This is a genomic window from Vibrio sp. RE86, from assembly GCF_013114545.1.
GTDB lineage: Bacteria > Pseudomonadota > Gammaproteobacteria > Enterobacterales > Vibrionaceae > Vibrio.
Genome location: NZ_VTXI01000003.1, coordinates 215083 through 233155, shown reverse-complemented (window position 1 = coordinate 233155; position 18073 = coordinate 215083). Strand labels below are relative to the sequence as shown.

Here is an 18073-nt window from a genome sequence, read left to right as displayed (position 1 = left end):
CGAGCGGAGTAGAGAATCTCTTGAAGCAGATTGATGATTTTTGGTGTAGCACCAAAGCAAATAATTGAGTAATTAAAATGTCGAATGTTGAGTTTAATCCAGTGGACCATCCACATCGCCGCTATAACCCATTAACGGGGCAGTGGATCCTTATTTCCCCTCATCGTGCCAAGCGCCCATGGAGTGGTGCCGATGAGAAACCGTCAACCGATGAGCTGCCGAGCTATGACGAAAAATGCTTTTTGTGCCCGACCAATGAACGCATTTCGGGTGATGTGAACCCAGACTACCAAGGCACTTATGTGTTTAGTAATGACTTTGCGGCGCTGATGACAGACTCGCCTGATGCGCCTGAATCAGACAACCCGTTATTTAAAACTCAGGGTGTTCGCGGACTCAGTCGCGTGATTTGTTTTTCGTCTGATCACAGTAAAACCTTGCCAGAGCTGCCGGTTGAGAAAATTCGCGGTGTGATTGATACCTGGAACGGACAAATAGAAGAGCTAGGTAAAGAGTATGTTTGGGTTCAAGCATTTGAGAACAAAGGTGAAGCAATGGGCTGCTCTCAACCTCACCCTCACGGTCAGATCTGGGCGAACAGCTTTTTGCCAAACGAAATCGAACGTAAAGAGCACAACCTCAAAGCCTACTACCAAGAGCATGGTTCAAATTTGTTGGTGGATTACGTCCAATCGGAGCTGAAAGATGGTTCACGCATTGTGGTCGAAACTGAACATTGGGTGGCACTTGTTCCTTACTGGGCTGCGTGGCCATTTGAGACCATGCTATTGCCGAAAACCCATATCCGTCGCATGAGTGAGTTGAGTGAAGCGCAGCGCGGTGATTTGGCGGTTGCGATTAAGAAGCTGACCAGTCGCTACGATAACTTGTTCCAATGCTCGTTCCCGTACTCAATGGGCTGGCATTATGCACCGTTCTTTGACGAAGGCACCGATATCGAACATTGGCAACTTCATGCTCTGTTCTACCCACCACTGCTTCGTAGCGCAACGGTGCGTAAGTTTATGGTTGGTTATGAGATGCTGGCTGAGAGTCAGCGTGACTTGACCGCAGAACAAGCGGCGCAGCGTCTGCGTGATGTAAGCGATACCCACTACAAAGAACAGTAACCTCTGTCATATTTGAAGCTGCAGCGTTGTTGACTGCACAAATTCCCCCTAATCACATAGAAGATCTATGCTCATAGGGTTGAATTTGTTTGTCGCCTAGCTGCAACTCCAACTATCTAAGAGGTGTCATTATTGAGGCTTGAAATTCGAGCTGCTATTAAAGAATAAGAAAGTTTGAGAATTACCTATGTCTGATCTAATCCAAGCAGTAAAAACCTCTTTTGAGCAAGTGCTAGGCTATGCACCAAGTCATTTTGTTCAAGCACCTGGTCGGGTAAACCTAATCGGTGAGCACACAGACTACAACGATGGCTTTGTTCTCCCATGTGCTATCGACTACCAAACCATGGTCGCCGCTGCGAAGCGTGACGATAACATCGTTCGTGTTGTCTCGGTGGATTACGGGAACGAAGTGGATGAGTTCGACATCACACAAGAGATCACTTTTCAGCAAGATAAGATGTGGTCCAACTACATTCGAGGCGTAGTGAAATGTTTGATTGGTCGTGGTTATGAGTTCAAAGGCGCCGACATCTCAGTGAGCGGTAACGTGCCTCAAGGGGCGGGTTTAAGTTCGTCAGCTGCACTCGAAGTCGTGATCGGTCAAACGTTTAAAGTGCTCTACAACCTTGAGATTTCTCAGGCGGAAGTCGCACTCAATGGTCAGCAAGCTGAGAACGAGTTTGTCGGATGTAATTGCGGAATCATGGACCAAATGATCTCAGCTGAGGGCATAGAGAATCACGCGATGTTGCTTGATTGTCGTAGTTTGGAAACGACGGCTGTATCCATGCCTGAGGATATGGCCGTTGTTATCATCAACTCCAACAAAAAACGTGGTTTGGTCGACAGTGAATACAACACTCGTCGTGAGCAATGTGAAGAAGCGGCTCGCATCTTTGGTGTAAAAGCATTGCGTGATGTGACTATTGAGCAGTTCAATACTAAAGTAAATGAGCTTGATGCACTGGTTGCAAAGCGTGCTCGCCACGTGATTACAGAAAACGATCGAACTGTTGAAGCTGCAGAAGCACTTCGCACCCATGATATGAAGCGAATGGGTGAGTTAATGGCACAGTCTCACGCTTCAATGCGCGACGATTTTGAGATCACTGTAAAAGAGATCGATACCTTGGTTGAAATGGTAAAAGAGGTGATCGGTGAGCAAGGTGGTGTGCGTATGACTGGTGGCGGATTTGGTGGCTGTATTGTTGCTGTGATGCCGCCTGAACTGGTGGATGACGTCAAGTCAGCGGTCGAAGCGAAATACCAAGCGGCAACAGGGTTGAAAGAATCAATCTATGTTTGTCAGGCAAAAGATGGTGCGGGTCTAGTGGAGTAATCGAATATGACCCATCCTCTTTTCCAAACAATGACTGAGCAGCCTGCCTACGATGGTCAGCCTGCTCGGCTCGTGGAATTGACCAATGCAACGGGGGTTAGCATTGTGTTGATGGACATCGGGGCTACTTGGCTCAGTTGTCGTCTACCTTTGGCGTGCGGTGAGCATCGTGAAGTCTTGTTGGGTGTAGGGGCCATAGCAGACTTCGAGTGCCAACAAAGTTACATGGGGGTAACGGTTGGTCGTTATGCAAACCGCATTGCCAATGGTCTTTTTCATCTCAGTGGACAAAGTCATCAGCTTGTTACTAACCAAGCGGGTAACACACTTCATGGCGGTGTTTCTGGGTTTGATAAGTTGCGTTGGCAGACTGTGAGGCAGGCCAATAATAGCGTGACTTTCAGCTTGCACTCTCCTGATGGCGATCAAGGCTTCCCGGGTAACCTAGAGGTTTCGGTCACTTACCTTTTGGATGATGAAGGTAACTTCTCTATTGAGTACATTGCTCACACAGATAAAGCAACGCCAATTAATTTAACCAACCACGCCTATTTCAATCTCAACGGTGCTGGTGGCACTCTAGATGCGCGTCAGCACACACTAACAATTGACTCAAACTACTACTTACCCACGACCGATGCTGGGATTCCGCTTGGCAATCTAGACAGCGTCGAAGGGACGGGGTTTGATTTCAGGCAAGCAAAGAGCATCACCCAAGACTTTCTGCTTGATGAGCAGCAGCAGCCAGCAAAAGGATATGACCACAGTTATTGGTTTGAACCAAACCGTGATGTGACGGTGCCTGTTGCTCGCTTAGTGAGTCAAGATGAGAAAGTGGCTGTGAACGTAGTAACGGATAAGCCTGCAATGCAGCTTTATACGGGAAATTGGTTAGCAGGCACGCCCGCTAGAAATGGCGAAGAGTACGCTGACTATGCAGGGATTGCGCTCGAAACACAGTTTTTGCCAGACTCACCGAATCACCCTGAATGGCAGCAACCAAGCTGTATTCTTGAGCCCAACCAAGAGTATCGTTACAAAACGACCTATCAGATAACGTTCTGATTCTAAGGACAAAGCCAGCAATCACGCTGGCTTTTTTATTGATTCAGCACAGCCGTTTCGACTATAAATCTTCGAACTCATCCAGGGCCATTCTGGCTTCAGACAAACTACACCCCGATAAGCTAACTAACTGTTTGACGGTAATGTTGGGTGTGGCAGAAATCACGCTGGATAGATCGATGACAGGTAGAGGCAGGGCTTTATCAATCGCTTTGACTATCCACAAAGATCGTTCATCAACCAGCGCAGACTTGAGAGCGCGTAAAGCGTGCTCTTCACCACTGAGTTGCCAATGTCGAGAACGACGGATTCTTTTTAACTGACATTCGTGCTGACTTGCTAACTCCATGAACTGAGTTTTGTCATAGACACGATGAACAAAGCTGTTTAGCGGGACGCAAAGCATGAATCGCCAAAGTAGGGCTGCTGAATAGAATGACTCTCACTTTATCTGAACGATAAGCAAACCGCCATATTCAGACTCTCTTTCGTTGCTCATAAGCCTGTTTGAATCTCACGATAAGTTTTGCCTATTTCAATTGATAGCCTTTTCCTATTGGAGCAATAGAAACGTTCAAATTTACCTATTAAGTGGTTCGGGGCAATATAACTCCATCGACGCAAGGCAGCGTTCACAAACACTAGATTAGAAAGAGAGTAGAATCATGATCAACACAGAAATCAAACCATTCAACGCAACGGCATTCAAAAACGGCGAATTCGTAGAAATCACTGAGCAAGACGTAAAAGGTAAGTGGGCAGTATTCTTCTTCTACCCAGCAGACTTCACTTTCGTATGTCCTACTGAACTTGTAGACCTACAAGAAAAATACGCAGAGCTTCAATCTCGCGGCGTAGAAGTTTACTCAGTATCAACTGACACACACTTCTCGCACAAAGCGTGGCACGACACTTCAGACAAGATTGGTACTATCGAGTACTTCATGGTGGGTGACCAAACAGGCACTATCACTAACAACTTCAACGTAATGCGTGAAGGTCAAGGTCTTGCAGACCGCGCAACGTTCCTAATCGACCCAGAAGGCGTTATCCAAGCAATGGAAATCACTGCTGAAGGTATCGGTCGTGACGCAGAAGACCTACTACGCAAAGTGAAAGCAGCGCAGTACGTAGCAAACAACCCAGGCGAAGTTTGCCCTGCTAAATGGAAAGAAGGTGAAGAGACTCTAGCACCATCTCTAGACCTAGTAGGTAAAATCTAATCACTGATTAGAACATGTTAAAGGTACATTGAGTCCGCGCTCCTAAAGGGCTCAGTGTACCGCCTTAACCATCAAAGCCACATCGTATTTCGGTGTGGCTTTTTTGTGCTTGGAACCTTTTTATCTTATTGATTTATAGGAAGTGGTGACGACTTTGTAGCTGTGATACAAAACTAAGATATATAGCTTGTTGCATATCCAGATGAGGAGTTCGAGATATGATGTTCCCAAAGGCGCTGAAAGTCGGCGATAAGATTGGCTTTTTCTCCCCCTCTTCGCCAGCGACTGTGTTCGCACCTAAGCGTTTTGCTCGTGAAAAAGAGTATCTAACATCAAAAGGTTTTCAGTTAGTCGTTGGCTTTCAGACTGATTGAATTTCATTGCTTGTTCTCATTGTTTTGCTAATAGGTTTTACCTACCAAACTGATAGAAACGTTCGAATTTACCAATCTTAGTGATCGGGGCAAACTAACCCCATCAGCGCAAAAGAGCGCAACACAAAGAATTAAGACAAGAATTGGGAAAGGGCACGATTATGTTAGACCAAGCAATGAAGCAGCAGCTAAAAGCATACCTAGAAAACCTAAAAACAAATGTACAGCTTGTACTGAGCCTAGACAGCAGCGAAACCGCAACCAAGCTTGAAGCTCTAGCAAACGACATTGCGTCACTGACCGATAAGATTGAAGTGACTCGCGACGACAACGCAAGTGCACGTAAGCCAATCATGCAGGTTGTAAACCAAGAGAAAGGCACAGCAATCGGCTTTGCTGGTCTGCCAATGGGGCATGAATTTACGTCTCTAGTGCTGGCTCTGCTTCACAGCGGTGGTCACCCTATCAAGCTTGAAGCAGATGTTATCGAGCAAATTAAAGAACTAAACAGTGAGCTAAACGTTGAAATCTTTATCTCACTATCGTGTCAGAACTGTCCAGAAGTGGTTCAGGCGTTCAACATGATGTCGGCAATCAACCCGCTAATCAAAACGACCATGATTGATGGCGCAGCGTTCCAAGACGAAGTGAAGTCTCGTGACATCATGGCGGTACCAAGCGTATTCATTAACGGCGAGCTATTTGGTCAAGGCCGTATGTCTCTGGCTGAAATCCTAAACAAAGTGGATTCAGGTGCAGCAGAGAAGAAAGCAGCAAGCCTAAACGAGCAAGCTCCATTTGATGTACTGGTTGTTGGTGGTGGTCCTGCTGGTTCTTCAGCAGCAATCTACGCAGCACGTAAAGGCATTCGTACTGGTGTGGTTGCAGACCGATTTGGTGGTCAGGTGATGGACACCATGGCGATTGAAAACTTCATCTCAGTGAAAGCGACTACGGGTCCTAAACTAGTAGCAAGCCTAGAAGAGCACGTAAAAGAGTACGGTGTTGAAGTGATGACAGAGCAGCGCGCTGCTAACATCATCGATGCGGAAGACACAGAAGATGGTTACATCCACGTTGAACTTGAAAGTGGCGCAGTACTAAAAGCTCGCACGGTAATCACAAGTACAGGTGCGCGCTGGCGTGAAATGAACGTTCCAGGTGAGCAAGAGTACCGCAACAAAGGTGTAGCATACTGCCCACACTGTGACGGCCCACTATTCAAAGGTAAGAAAACAGCCGTAATCGGTGGTGGTAACTCAGGCATCGAAGCGGCAATCGACCTAGCGGGCATTGTAGAGCACGTAACGGTACTAGAGTTTGCTGACACGCTTCGCGCTGACCAAGTGCTTATCGACAAAGCGAACGCAACACCAAACATCGAAATCATCAAAATGGCACAAACCACACAAGTGCTGGGTGATGGGAACCGAGTAACAGGTCTAGAGTACAAAGACCGTAATACTGGCGAACTGAAACAGATTGAGCTGGCGGGTATCTTTGTTCAAATCGGTCTAATGCCAAACAGCGAATGGCTAAAAGGCACTAAGGTTGAGCTATCACCGCGCGGTGAGATTGAAATTGATGCGCACGGTGCAACAACGATGAAAGGTGTGTTTGCCGCAGGTGACGTAACAACCGTTCCTTACAAACAGATCATCATCGCGATGGGTGAAGGCGCGAAAGCAAGCTTAGGTGCGTTTGATTTCCTAATCCGCAACCCATCACCAGCAAAAGTCGCTGAAACGGCGTAGTAATTTACTGTCCATACTCATTTGCAAACATTTCGTCGATTATCCGACACCACTTCCAAGCAATTGGAAGTGGTTTTTTTAATTCTGGGGTTTGGTGTTTTTATCCTCAAACCATTGCTGCATAAACTCAGTAAAGGCTGACAACTTAGTGCTGCTGCGCAGTTGTGGTGGGTAAATTAAGTAGATATGGCTCTTAGCTAGCTGATAGTCACTCAGCACTCGCACAAGTTTACCTTCTTGAATGGCGGGCCCTACAAGATAACACGGCATCTTTATCACCCCTTTGTCTGCAATCGCAGCGCTCAACAACAATAGGTTGTCACTGATCAGCATATCTCCGTGAGTCTCAACGGCTACGCTCTCTTCTGCGTTAAAAAACTGCCACCGGCGTAAGTTTGGGTCAGACATACAATTGTGAGCGACGAGGTCATTTGGCTCAGTGGGTGTGCCTCTTCTAGCAAGATAACTCGGTGATGCACAACAGACATGCTCGTAGTCCATTAACCTTTTGGCCACCATATTGTCTGGTGGTGTATTGGTGGCACGAATGGCGAGATCAAAATGGCTCTTGGCAAGGTCTTCTCGGTTGTAACCGATATCGAGATCAAATTCGATGTCAGGGTGAAGCTGTTGAAACTCTTGGCAAACTTGAATCAAAAAACGATGGCTGAAAATTGTGGGAGCGGTGATGCGCAGTAAGCCACTGACGGCTGATTTGGTATGATCGAGCTCTTTCTCTAGTTCGACAATGGATGCATTGATGCCTTGCATTCGTTCGAGGATTTTCTCCCCTGCAGCCGTCAGGCGTACAGTGCGTGTGGAACGTATTAACAAGCTGGTTTCAAGCTCCTGTTCCAACTGATTGATTTGCGATGAGAGGTAACTTCGAGATATACCTAAGTTCTCGGCAGCCTTAGAAAAACTGAGCTGTTTAGCGACTTCACTAAACAGTGCGTAACGCTCAAATCGTTTGTGGGCTTTGTGCATAGAAACACCTCTTTATCAGCGGATAGGCCAATTATATCCGTCTGTATAAAAAACGAAAGCTGGTTGATTGTCCGTTATATCGAATTATCTTTTCTGGGTTGGGCGTTTAATCCCCCTATAAATTGTCAGTATACTGAGGTCAGAACATTGCATAAGCAGTGAAACAAAATAGGGGAATCAAAATGCAGAAATCACATCCAGTGTTTTCACCGTTAATTCAAGGCTACTGGCGTATGGCTGAGTGGGGCATGGACACTCAACAGCAGCATGCGTTTCTAAAGCAGCACATCGAGCTTGGTATCACGACTGTTGACCACGCACCGGTATACGGTCCAGAGTCTGCATGTGAGAGCATGTTCGGTGAGGTACTTGCGATGGACCCTGCGTTGCGTGACCAGATTGAGATTGTTTCTAAATGCGGCATTTACCGTGGTGAAGGTAAGCAAGTTAACCATTACGATAGCAGCAAAGCCGCTATTTTAGCGTCGGTTGATGAGTCTCTATCTCGCCTAAAAACGGATCATCTTGATGTACTACTTCTGCACCGCCCAGACCTGCTTATGGATGCGGATGAAGCGGCGGAAGCCTTCGCGACTTTGAAAGCGGCAGGCAAAGTGAAGCATTTTGGTGTCTCTAACTTCACGACTTCTCAGTTTGATTTACTTCAGTCTCGCCTAGATACGCCACTGATCACCAACCAAGTTGAGATCAACCCAGTGAATCTTCAAGTTACGGAAGATGGCACGCTGGATCAACTTCAGCAGCAACGTGTTCAACCTATGGCATGGTCATGCCTAGCGGGTGGACGCATCTTTACGGATAACTCTGAGCAGATGAGTCGTCTTCGTGAAACCTTGACTGATATTGCAGGTGAAATTGGCGCGAGCTCGATTGATCAAGTCATTTTTGCGTGGGTAATGAAGATGCCAGCGAAACCAGTACCGATTCTAGGTAGTGGTAATATTGAGCGTGTTAAAACTGCGGTTGGTGCTCTAGAGCTGACTCTGACGCAAGAACAATGGTACAGAATCTGGGTAGCATCAAAAGGTCACGGTGTGGCTTAATCGGTTCTAAAGATAGACAAGAGCATCGTATTAACGATGCTCTTTTTGTATGTGAGGTTGAGTCTAGTTGGAGATGACTATCGTGAGACTTTCTCGACTGAGTTGCGTCTTACCAAAGTTGGCGTAAACACGGCCGCGTCGTGGTTTGGGGTTTCTTGCTTGGCCAGTTGCAACGCAAGGCGCGCAGCTCTTTCTGCCATCATCGCAATTGGGTAACGAATGGTGGTCAAGCGTGGGCTCACGTAACGCGCGATTAAGCCATCATCAAAGCCCATCATTGAGACTTGCTCTGGCACATCGAAGCCGTTCTCATCAAGGACAGAAAGCGCACCAGCCGCCATGTAGTCGTTGTAGGCAACCACACCGGTAATCTCTAGTGATTTAGTGAGTAAATTGGTCATTGCGACTTCACCACCATCACTGTTGGGCTCGCCATATTCAGTGTAGCTACTTGGTAACTCTATATTGTTATCACGCAATGCAGCCAAATAGCCTTCAACACGTTGATTCGAATCTTCAATCGCATGGGAAGACGCTACACAAGCTATCTTCGTGTGCCCGTGTCGGATCAGATACTCAGTGGCAAGGTACGCCCCTTTATGATTGTCTAAAGAGATACAACGATCGGCGATCTCAGGAATATGGCGGTTGATCAGCACCATTCCTTTGACCTCCTTGGCGTAACCCACCAACTCTTCATCGGTTAAACCTTTTGAGTGGATGACCAAGGCTTCACAGCGATTGTTGATCAGCAGCTCAATGGCTTTGCGCTCTTCTTCCGCATTGTGGTAGCCATTACCGATCAAAATGTGTTTGCCGTGCTCATGGGCCACATTGTCGACGGCTTTTACCAAGGTTCCAAAGAATGGATCAGAGACATCGCCAACCAAAATACCCACGGTACTGCTGCTTTGGCTAACGAGCGCCTTCGCTGCAGCATTTGGGCGATAGCCAAGTTTTGACATCGCATTGGTCACTGACTCAATCGATGCTTTACTGGCTTTGGGAGACTTGTTGATCACTCGTGAGACCGTTGCAATCGAAACCCCTGCTTCTTTTGCAACATCTTTAATGGTAGCCATAAGGAACCTCAATAAACTTTACTGTGACTATTTAACATTGCGTATGTAAATAAGGCAATCGATATGCATTTATCATCTCAAAAATGAGATCTTTACCACTTGCCATATAAGGTTTTGGTGATAGTGTAAACGTTGTCTTTTAGTAAAATTTTACCAAGTTTAATTAACTCTGAGGTTTATCATGGAAACGATCGCTTATACTGACTTCGCTAAACTGGAAATGCGCACAGGCAAGATTATTGAAGTTGCTCGCCACGAAAATGCAGACAAGCTATACATAGTGCAAATCGATGTGGGTGAAAAGAGACTGCAGACGGTGACTAGCCTTGTTCCTTACTACACGGAAGAGGAGTTGATGGGCAAAGAGGTGGTGGTGCTGTGTAACTTAGCGAAAGCGAAAATGCGTGGTGAAACGTCAGAGTGTATGTTGCTGTGCGCTGAGACCGATGACGAGTCGGAAAGTGTGCTGCTTACCCCAGAGCGTTCAATGCCTGCTGGGGTAAGAATTGTTTAATCTTTGAGTTTTTTCTCTGTAACCAGTCTATTTCTATTAACTGGTTTTTAGGCCCTTGCTTCGGCCACCAGAGCGTCAATGGCGTTGTGATGCTCTGGTTTTACTCCTGCTAAGTTGCCATATTTCGGCTCATGTCGGTCGTTTTCCAATGGAAAGTTCCAACCAATCGTCTGTTCGACAAATTGTTTCGCAAACTGCTCTGAAATCTCTAAACACCCCGCTAGCACAGTGTCGACATAAGTCTGCATGATTGGGCTAAGGGAGCAAGGTGGCTCTGGGCTATCTTTCACGTAGACCCATACGCGATCCTCTGATGCAAACCGAAGTTCGGATTCGATTTGATGAGGTTCGACTTCCATGCGGTGATAACCGCGCTCGCGTAGATCGAACTCAGACAAGCCTTCATCATCAACGCTAACAAGCACGCCGTTGACGCTTCCCTGCCCTTTATCGACGACAAGGGGAGATAGAATATAGCTATCGTCTACCTTGCCCCAGTAACGTTTTAACCCTTGCACTGTCGCCGGCGTTGCATGCGATGTTTGACCTGTAAGGCGACGCGACTCGGAATTCATCAAGCTGCCGTATCCAAAAATATAGTGCGTCATTGTGTCTCCTTCTCCTTACTCAATCTTATTAAAACCTAACCTACCATCTTTGGCTGAAAATAGAAGTGGTTCGAAATGATTCCAAAGAGTCTTAATGACCTTTTTTAAATGTGTTTTATTGACTCGATTAATGTTGGAGGTGCTTGTGAATGCCCGTTACTCAAGGGTTCTAAAAGTTGGAATGGTTCTTGATATGTCTTCCATTAGATAAATCGTTACAAAATGCATGCTGCATAGGAGTCATCAGTGCTCAATATTACAGACAAAAAAGTGGAAGAGGCGATCCCACCGATTTTACGCTTAGGCTTTAGACCTTTCTTCTTACTGGGATCCATCTACGCGGTCGTCGCCATTGCCTTATGGGTCTGGATGTTTCAATCAGGGCAGCCTAGCGCATTAAAAGTCCCTGCGCTTTGGTGGCACGTTCATGAAATGCTGTTTGGCTTTGCAATGGCCATTGTTGCTGGGTTTGTCCTCACTGCGGTGCAGAACTGGACTGGAATCAATGGGACCAAACACCATCGCCTTGGATTGCTGGTGGCGTTATGGCTTTTACCCAGAGTGCTTTTCTGGACGCCGGCACCTTTGTGGTTAATTTCTTCTATTGAAGCGTTATTTCTTGCGCTGGTGGCGTACGAGGTAGGCAGTCGGGTGATCAAAGCCAAAGGGTGGCGAAATCTATTTTTTGTCCCTCTGTTCGTACTCGCGATCGTCGCCAACTTTGCCAGTTATGCTGCAATCAAGGGCATGCCGCCGTTTCCAGCTTCAGCCGTTTGGCAAGCGATGTTGTGGTGGTTTACGTTGTTGTTGTCGATCATGGGCAGCCGAGTGATTCCATTCTTTACCGCTAGACGTTTTAACTTTGAGAAAACTCAACCGATCGTCTGGTTGGATTGGGTGGCTAACCTTCCTTTGGTTGGGCTGTTCATCTTGAGCTTTTTCCCGATTAGTTTTAATCAGCTTGGCCAACCATTGATGCTGATCTCTGGAGTTGCACACTTGATACGTGTTGTGCGTTGGCAACCGTGGAAGACCTTGAGCGAACCACTCGTATGGTCTCTGCATGCGACTTACTTATGTATACCTGTCAGCTTGATTCTTCGTGGGGTTCTTTCTAATCCTTACGCCAGTCATAACATGTTGCACCTGTTCGCGATTGGTGCAATTGGTGGGGTTATTCTAGCGATGATCGCTCGGGTGACGATGGGGCATACAGGTAGAGCTATCTATCAAGGACCAAATATGAGTGTCGCGTTTGCTGCGTTGGTGATGGCAGCACTGGTACGTAGTATCGTCGCGGCGTTTTTCCCTCAGTATTTGATTGAGGCAGTGAACATTAGTGGGCTGCTGTGGATCTTAGCCTTTGCGCTCTATATTGGCTATTTTGGCAAAATGCTGGTGACTGCAAGGGTAGATGGACACCCAGGATAAATTATCGGGGAGAAGGGGCTTGGTCTGTGAAAAGACCAAGCCCTTTTTTCTAATCACCCGACTTCTGAAAGCGTGACCACATTATGTGGATGCTGGCTTTTTACGTATTCACCGAGTGTTTGTTGCTGCTCAGCGCTTAAGTAGAGTCCAAGCTTGGTTCTGCGCCACAGAATGTCTTCAGCGGTGACCGAGAGCTCTTGCTCAATCAAGTAATCAATCTCTCGTTGGTAGACGCCATGTGCTGTCTCTGCAAACTTTTCGCCTAGATCAGGTTCGCTGTTTACGCCTTCAAGTAGCTTCCAGGTATAAGAACCAAATTGCGTTACATATCGAAGCAATAGTGCCTGTGAAATCCACGGGTATGAGGCGTGAATTGTCCCTGCAAGCTGCTCTCGAGAACAACTAAAATTACCGCCTGGAAGTGCATGATTCGCAGTCCAAGGTGCGCCCATGTTAGTCAAATATGGTTGCAGTTTCTCTAGCGCTGCTTCACCCAATTTACGATAAGTGGTGAGTTTTCCGCCAAAGATTGAAAGTAGTGGCGGTTGATCGTATTCCGCTTCAAGTTCTAACGTGTAATCACGAGTGATCGCCTGTGGTGAATCAGACTCGTCGTCACAAAGAGGGCGCACGCCACTGTATGTCCACACCACATCTTCACGATCAAGTTGTTTAACGAAGTGCTGATTAACAATATCAATTAAGTAGTCAACTTCGTCGTCATCGATGGCGACTTCCCTTGGATCACCTTTGTATTCAACGTCCGTTGTGCCGATGATCGAGAACTTATCTAGGTAAGGGATCATAAAGACAATTCGGTTGTCTTTGTTTTGCAGAATATAAGCTTGAGGCTCGTCATGAATACGTGGCACAACGATGTGTGAACCTTTGATCAAACGAATATTGCGTGGTGAATCTTGCTCTAAACCATCATCAAAGAACTGTTTCACCCACGGGCCTGCAGCATTGACGAGGGCCTTTGCTTGGCGTTCGAAGCGTTGACCAGTCATGACATCAAGGATGGTGACATGCCATACAGATCCTTCGCGGTGTGCTTTCTCCACTCGGCAGTAGTTACGTACTTCGGCATTGTTCTCTTTTGCTGCTAAGACGTTAAGGAGTACAAGTCGTGCATCATCAACCCAGCAATCGGAATATTCGAACCCTTTTTTCATTTCAGGTTTTAGCAGTCCTGAGCGTGAAAGATCCACTGACTCACTGGCAGGAAGTGTTGTGCGTTTTCCAAGGTTGTCATAGAGGAAAAGGCCACAACGAATCATCCAAGCTGGTCGAAGGAACGGACGGTGTGGTAGACGAAAACGCATTGGTCTCGCGACATGAGGTGCTTTTTTCAATAAGACTTCACGCTCTGCCAGTGCTTCCGAAACTAAACGAAACTCGTAATGTTCAAGGTAGCGCAATCCACCATGGATCAGTTTAGAACTGGCTGAAGAGGTTGCGGAGGCAAAGTCATTCGCTTCATAAAGACCTACCGAAAGACCACGACCAGCGGCGTCTGCTGCGACACCTGCACCATTTATACCGCCACCGATAACGATCAAATCGAGAATTTTAGATCCACTTTGGGTGGTTGCATGTTGTGTGTTACTCATAAATTTTGACCTCACGATGAGCGAACGAGCATTTTAGAATGTAAAACAATCGTAGCTTAGGTTTCGTTTTTGGTCATTAATTATTTTCGTTTATGAGCGTTTTGTGTGATTTGTGCATAAAAAAGCCTTCCTTTAGTCAAAGGAAGGCTCGAATAATGACAATTGTTGTCGAAGATGTTGCGCTAATGTGTCTAGATGACTTGAGTGTTGACCACTTCGAGCGGAACCGACGCTTCGTTCAGAATCGATAAAATCTCTTTTGGTGGCTGCTTATCAGTAAAGACCATATTGAGCTGCGCGATGTTGCCAAGTTTGACCATTGCATTACGACCAAATTTTGTGTGGTCCACGGCCAAAAATACGCTGCGGCTATTATCGATAATTGCTTGTTTAACTCGCACTTCATGGTAGTCAAAATCTAACAGTGAGCCATCAAAGTCGATACCACTGATTCCGAGAATGCCGAAATCAAGGCGGAACTGTTTAACGAAATCGAGTGTTGCTTCACCAACAATGCCGCCATCTCGGTTACGCACTTCGCCACCGGCTAAAATCACTTTAATCTCAGGGTTAGGGAATAAAATGGTCGCCACGTTGATGTTATTGGTCACGACTCTTAGCTGTTTATGGTTTTTGTTGAGCGCACGAGCGACAGCTTCTGGTGTGGTACCAATATCAATAAACAGAGTTGCGCCGTCAGGAATGTGCTTAACCACTTCTTCAGCAATGACATCTTTTTCATTGTCGTTCATCGCTTTACGAGTGTTGTATGAGGTGTTTTCTGAACTTAAAGGGATGGTTGCTCCGCCATGATAGCGGCGAATTTTATCTTCGTCTGCGAGCTCATTGAGATCGCGTCGAATTGTTTGTGGGCTGACGTTGAACTTCTCAACCAGCTCATCTGTACTGACGTAGCCCTGTTTCTTGACCAGCTCTACGATCTGCTGGTGCCTTGGTATTTGCTTCACTTACCACTCCCTGAGCAATGACGAGCGTCAATGCTGTCAATTCGAAAATAAAAACTCGTTCTATTGTGCTCGAATTGCCACATTGTGAGAAGTAGAGGGGCAACATTATCCGCGCCAAGACGCAAAAAAGAGCGCCAATAGGCGCTCTTAAATCGTTTTGCTTGAAATTAATCTTCTTCGTCGTGCAGTTCAGACCATGTTTGCGCACATTTAACCGCACGTTTCCAACCTTTGTAGCGGCGGTTACGCTTCTCTTCATCGTGATGAGGGTCAAAGGTACGATCAAGCTCAGCTTTATCTTTCAGCTCATCAAGGCTATCCCAGTAACCGACGGCAAGTCCTGCTAGGTAAGCGGCACCCAAAGCGGTCACCTCAGTGACTTTTGGACGAAGTACTTGCGTATCGAGAACGTCTGATTGGAACTGCATCAAGAAGTTGTTAGCTACCGCGCCACCATCAACGCGAAGGTTCGCAAGTTCAATCCCTGAATCCGCTTGCATCGCATCCAATACGTCACGAGTTTGGTAAGCAATACCTTCAAGCGTTGCACGGATGATGTGGTTTGAGTTTACGCCACGAGTTAGACCAACAATGGTACCGCGAGCATAAGCGTCCCAGTAAGGAGCACCTAGACCAGTAAATGCAGGAACAACGTAGACGCCATTTGATGAATCGACTTTCGTTGCGAAGTACTCTGAGTCTTCCGCACCCGCAAGGATCTTCATCTCGTCACGTAGCCACTGGATAGAAGCACCGCCCATAAATACCGCACCTTCAAGTGCGTATGCAGGCTCACCTTTTGGTCCACAAGCAAGAGTGGTTAGTAGGCCATTTTTCGATGTTACTTTCTCTTCACCGGTATTCATCAACAAGAAACAACCTGTACCGTAGGTGTTTTTCGCTTGGCCTGCCTCTACACACATTTGACCGTAAAGCGCGGCTTGTTGGTCTCCCGCAATACCTGAAATTGGCACACGAGTACCGCCTTTACCACCAATGTTGGTTTGGCCGTAAACTTCTGAAGAACGCTTCACTTCTGGCATCATTGCTGCCGGAATACCCATCTCATCAAGAAGCTTCGCATCCCATGTTAGGTCATTGATATTAAACAGCATAGTACGAGAGGCGTTGGTGAAATCAGTCACGTGAACACGGCCTTGCGTCATCTTCCAAACTAGCCAAGTATCGACGGTACCAAACAGGAGTTTACCCGCTTCTGCGTCTTCGCGTGCACCTTCTACGTTGTCTAGAATCCACTTAATTTTTGTTCCAGAGAAGTATGGGTCAAGTACCAAACCTGTGTTGTCACGAACATACTCTTCTAGTCCACGAGCCTTGAGATCTTCACAGATATCTGCGGTGCGGCGACACTGCCAAACAATCGCATTGTAGACTGGCTTACCTGTCTCTTTATTCCAAACGATGGTGGTTTCACGTTGGTTTGTGATACCAATTGCTGCGAGTTGGTCGCTGCTGATGCCTGACTTTGCTAGCGCTTCCACCAATGTTGAGCTTTGTGTCGCCCAAATTTCCATTGGGTCGTGTTCTACCCAACCTGCCTGAGGATAGATCTGTGTGAACTCTCGTTGAGCAACGCTGACAATGTTTGCATCATGGTCAAGAATGACAGCGCGAGAGCTTGTTGTGCCTTGGTCTAGGGCAACAATGTATTTTTGCTCAGTCATGGTAGGAATCCTTTTGTTTCGTTATTTATATTTTAGTTCAATGTTGTATTGCAGAGGTTAAGCGCGAGCTTCTTTGGCAGCGTCTTCTTCATCACACTGATTTGGAATTGTGCACCCGTGACCTTGCGTTGGTAGGTAAGCAGCAATGGCTTTTGGATATAACCAACCACCGAAGCAGGCTCCGGCAATCGGTGCCAACACAGGAACGATGAAGTAAGGAATGTCTTTAGCGCCGCTTAGGGCATATTCCCAACCTGCAAAGTAAGCAAATAGCTTAGGACCAAAATCACGAGCTGGGTTCATCGCAAATCCTGTAAGTGGACCTAAAGAACCACCAATCACCGCAATCAGAATGCCGATCAGTAATGGGTTCATTGCACCACGAGACGCACCATTGTTTTCATCACCTAAAGCAAGAATCGCAAACATCAATACAGCAGTGATAACAAACTCCACAGCAAAAGCGCCAAAGAAAGAGAGGGAAGCGTGTGGGTATGTAGAGAAAATGCCAGCAGTTGCTAAAGCATCTTGACTGCTACGTACAAAGTTATGAGCGATTTCGTAATCAGTGAATAAATTGCTGTACAAGCTGTAAACGAGCGCAGCCGAGCAAAAAGCACCAAGCAGTTGAGCAATGATGTAAGGTACGACTTTCGCCTTATCAAAACCATGGAACATGGCGAGCGCAATGGTAACGGCTGGGTTGATATGCGCACCAGAGACACCAGCGGTACAGTAAATAGCGATGGTGACACCAAAGCCCCATACAATACTGATTTCCCATTGCCCGAAAGTTGCCCCGGTTAGAACCAGTGCCGCAACGCAGCCCACGCCAAAGAAGATGAGTAGTCCCGTCCCGATAAACTCGGCCAAGCATTCTCCGAGAAGAGACGGCTGTTTGTTTGTAGTCATAGTAAGAGTCCTTTTTATTTTTTTGCTTATCTAGCACGATGGTATTGTGCATATATAAACCTTTACGAAAACAAACGAACATTAAAAGTGAGCGTTTGAGCATAAAATTGTTAACCAAACGGTTTCTTTTTGTTAAATAACGCACCGTTTTGGTTGTAAAGGAAACTTATTCGAAGATAAATGAGTAGGGGGTTTGCTTTAACCGAGCTAAAGCTACCTATGTGGAGAGTATTTAACAAACTGGTAAGAGGAGTTTTGTGAGATCGCTTCGTTGATGGTGAGAATTTGTACCAATTGGGATAAATAGATGAGCAACAAAAT

16 protein-coding genes and 1 pseudogene are annotated in these 18073 nt (G+C 46.5%); 9 read left to right on the top strand and 8 right to left on the bottom strand.

What is annotated here, in order from left to right; genetic code table 11:
• Window positions 1–77 precede the first annotated feature (77 nt).
• The 3 genes from F0231_RS05045 to galM all read left to right on the top strand — a co-directional run bounded on the left by F0231_RS05045 (window position 78) and on the right by galM (window position 3537).
• Complete coding sequence (locus F0231_RS05045; protein ID WP_171758627.1) at window positions 78–1130, top strand: UDP-glucose--hexose-1-phosphate uridylyltransferase; 1053 nt, start codon at window positions 78–80, stop codon at window positions 1128–1130.
• A gap of 187 nt (window positions 1131–1317) precedes the next feature.
• Window positions 1318–2472 carry a galactokinase gene (gene galK, locus F0231_RS05040; RefSeq protein ID WP_171758626.1) on the top strand — a complete coding sequence of 385 codons (1155 nt, stop codon included), beginning with the start codon at window positions 1318–1320 and terminating at the stop codon, window positions 2470–2472.
• A gap of 6 nt (window positions 2473–2478) precedes the next feature.
• Window positions 2479–3537: a galactose-1-epimerase gene (gene galM / locus F0231_RS05035; protein WP_171758625.1), complete on the top strand. Its 1059-nt coding sequence runs from the start codon at window positions 2479–2481 to the stop codon at window positions 3535–3537.
• 61 nt (window positions 3538–3598) lie between these two features.
• On the opposite strand, the gene F0231_RS05030 is transcribed toward galM, so the two are convergent.
• Window positions 3599–3943 (bottom strand): ribosome recycling factor family protein, encoded by a 345-nt coding sequence (locus F0231_RS05030; RefSeq protein WP_171758624.1) that lies wholly within the window; start codon window positions 3941–3943, stop codon window positions 3599–3601.
• 259 nt (window positions 3944–4202) lie between these two features.
• Here F0231_RS05030 and ahpC point away from each other — a divergent pair, with 259 nt between their 5' ends.
• The 3 genes and pseudogenes from ahpC to ahpF all read left to right on the top strand — a co-directional run bounded on the left by ahpC (window position 4203) and on the right by ahpF (window position 6888).
• Complete coding sequence (ahpC, locus tag F0231_RS05025; RefSeq protein ID WP_032553653.1) at window positions 4203–4760, top strand: alkyl hydroperoxide reductase subunit C; 558 nt, start codon at window positions 4203–4205, stop codon at window positions 4758–4760.
• Window positions 4761–4978: 218 nt separating this feature from the next.
• Window positions 4979–5119, top strand: a pseudogene (locus F0231_RS05020) (LD-carboxypeptidase); the annotation flags it as partial.
• A gap of 176 nt (window positions 5120–5295) precedes the next feature.
• Window positions 5296–6888 carry an alkyl hydroperoxide reductase subunit F gene (ahpF, locus tag F0231_RS05015; protein WP_171758623.1) on the top strand — a complete coding sequence of 531 codons (1593 nt, stop codon included), beginning with the start codon at window positions 5296–5298 and terminating at the stop codon, window positions 6886–6888.
• Between the two features lie 78 nt (window positions 6889–6966).
• Here the strand turns inward: ahpF and F0231_RS05010 are convergent, their stop codons facing one another.
• Complete coding sequence (locus F0231_RS05010) at window positions 6967–7875, bottom strand: LysR family transcriptional regulator (RefSeq protein WP_171758622.1); 909 nt, start codon at window positions 7873–7875, stop codon at window positions 6967–6969.
• 182 nt (window positions 7876–8057) lie between these two features.
• On the opposite strand from F0231_RS05010, the gene F0231_RS05005 reads away from it, so the two are divergent.
• Window positions 8058–8939: an aldo/keto reductase family oxidoreductase gene (locus F0231_RS05005; RefSeq protein WP_171758621.1), complete on the top strand. Its 882-nt coding sequence runs from the start codon at window positions 8058–8060 to the stop codon at window positions 8937–8939.
• 77 nt (window positions 8940–9016) lie between these two features.
• Here F0231_RS05005 and F0231_RS05000 read toward each other — a convergent pair whose 3' ends face one another.
• Window positions 9017–10021 (bottom strand): substrate-binding domain-containing protein, encoded by a 1005-nt coding sequence (locus F0231_RS05000; protein ID WP_171758620.1) that lies wholly within the window; start codon window positions 10019–10021, stop codon window positions 9017–9019.
• Between the two features lie 181 nt (window positions 10022–10202).
• On the opposite strand from F0231_RS05000, the gene F0231_RS04995 reads away from it, so the two are divergent.
• Entirely contained in the window at window positions 10203–10535 is a 333-nt protein-coding gene (locus F0231_RS04995; RefSeq protein WP_171758619.1) for a tRNA-binding protein, read from the top strand.
• Between the two features lie 47 nt (window positions 10536–10582).
• Here the strand turns inward: F0231_RS04995 and F0231_RS04990 are convergent, their stop codons facing one another.
• Window positions 10583–11143, bottom strand: a complete 561-nt coding sequence (locus F0231_RS04990) for a gamma-glutamylcyclotransferase family protein (RefSeq protein ID WP_171758618.1) — start codon at window positions 11141–11143, stop codon at window positions 10583–10585.
• A 246-nt stretch (window positions 11144–11389) separates the two neighbouring features.
• Between F0231_RS04990 and F0231_RS04985 the strand changes: the two genes are divergently transcribed.
• Window positions 11390–12574, top strand: a complete 1185-nt coding sequence (locus F0231_RS04985) for an NnrS family protein (protein WP_171758617.1) — start codon at window positions 11390–11392, stop codon at window positions 12572–12574.
• 53 nt (window positions 12575–12627) lie between these two features.
• On the opposite strand, the gene glpD is transcribed toward F0231_RS04985, so the two are convergent.
• From glpD to F0231_RS04965, 4 genes are all read right to left on the bottom strand, one after another.
• The gene (gene glpD / locus F0231_RS04980; protein ID WP_171758616.1) at window positions 12628–14187 is read right to left on the bottom strand and encodes a glycerol-3-phosphate dehydrogenase; all 1560 of its coding nucleotides are present in this window, start codon (window positions 14185–14187) and stop codon (window positions 12628–12630) included.
• 191 nt (window positions 14188–14378) lie between these two features.
• Window positions 14379–15155, bottom strand: coding sequence for a DeoR/GlpR family transcriptional regulator (locus F0231_RS04975; RefSeq protein ID WP_171758615.1), 777 nt, complete (start codon window positions 15153–15155; stop codon window positions 14379–14381).
• A 167-nt stretch (window positions 15156–15322) separates the two neighbouring features.
• Window positions 15323–16840 (bottom strand): glycerol kinase GlpK, encoded by a 1518-nt coding sequence (glpK, locus tag F0231_RS04970; protein ID WP_171758614.1) that lies wholly within the window; start codon window positions 16838–16840, stop codon window positions 15323–15325.
• Between the two features lie 57 nt (window positions 16841–16897).
• The gene (locus F0231_RS04965) at window positions 16898–17752 is read right to left on the bottom strand and encodes an MIP/aquaporin family protein (RefSeq protein WP_171758613.1); all 855 of its coding nucleotides are present in this window, start codon (window positions 17750–17752) and stop codon (window positions 16898–16900) included.
• Window positions 17753–18073: the final 321 nt, after the last annotated feature.

Bases quoted from the DNA above. Each gene is read 5' to 3' on its own strand.
- galM (WP_171758625.1), top strand. From the start codon at position 2,479: ATGACCCATCCTCTTTTCCAAACAATGACTGAGCAGCCTGCCTACGAT.
- ahpF (WP_171758623.1), top strand. From the start codon at position 5,296: ATGTTAGACCAAGCAATGAAGCAGCAGCTAAAAGCATACCTAGAAAAC.
- F0231_RS04965 (WP_171758613.1), bottom strand. From the start codon at position 17,752: ATGACTACAAACAAACAGCCGTCTCTTCTCGGAGAATGCTTGGCCGAG.
- F0231_RS04995 (WP_171758619.1), top strand. From the start codon at position 10,203: ATGGAAACGATCGCTTATACTGACTTCGCTAAACTGGAAATGCGCACA.
- galK (WP_171758626.1), top strand. From the start codon at position 1,318: ATGTCTGATCTAATCCAAGCAGTAAAAACCTCTTTTGAGCAAGTGCTA.
- F0231_RS05010 (WP_171758622.1), bottom strand. From the start codon at position 7,875: ATGCACAAAGCCCACAAACGATTTGAGCGTTACGCACTGTTTAGTGAA.
- glpD (WP_171758616.1), bottom strand. From the start codon at position 14,187: ATGAGTAACACACAACATGCAACCACCCAAAGTGGATCTAAAATTCTC.
- F0231_RS05045 (WP_171758627.1), top strand. From the start codon at position 78: ATGTCGAATGTTGAGTTTAATCCAGTGGACCATCCACATCGCCGCTAT.
- F0231_RS05000 (WP_171758620.1), bottom strand. From the start codon at position 10,021: ATGGCTACCATTAAAGATGTTGCAAAAGAAGCAGGGGTTTCGATTGCA.
- F0231_RS05005 (WP_171758621.1), top strand. From the start codon at position 8,058: ATGCAGAAATCACATCCAGTGTTTTCACCGTTAATTCAAGGCTACTGG.
- glpK (WP_171758614.1), bottom strand. From the start codon at position 16,840: ATGACTGAGCAAAAATACATTGTTGCCCTAGACCAAGGCACAACAAGC.
- F0231_RS05030 (WP_171758624.1), bottom strand. From the start codon at position 3,943: ATGCTTTGCGTCCCGCTAAACAGCTTTGTTCATCGTGTCTATGACAAA.
- F0231_RS04990 (WP_171758618.1), bottom strand. From the start codon at position 11,143: ATGACGCACTATATTTTTGGATACGGCAGCTTGATGAATTCCGAGTCG.
- ahpC (WP_032553653.1), top strand. From the start codon at position 4,203: ATGATCAACACAGAAATCAAACCATTCAACGCAACGGCATTCAAAAAC.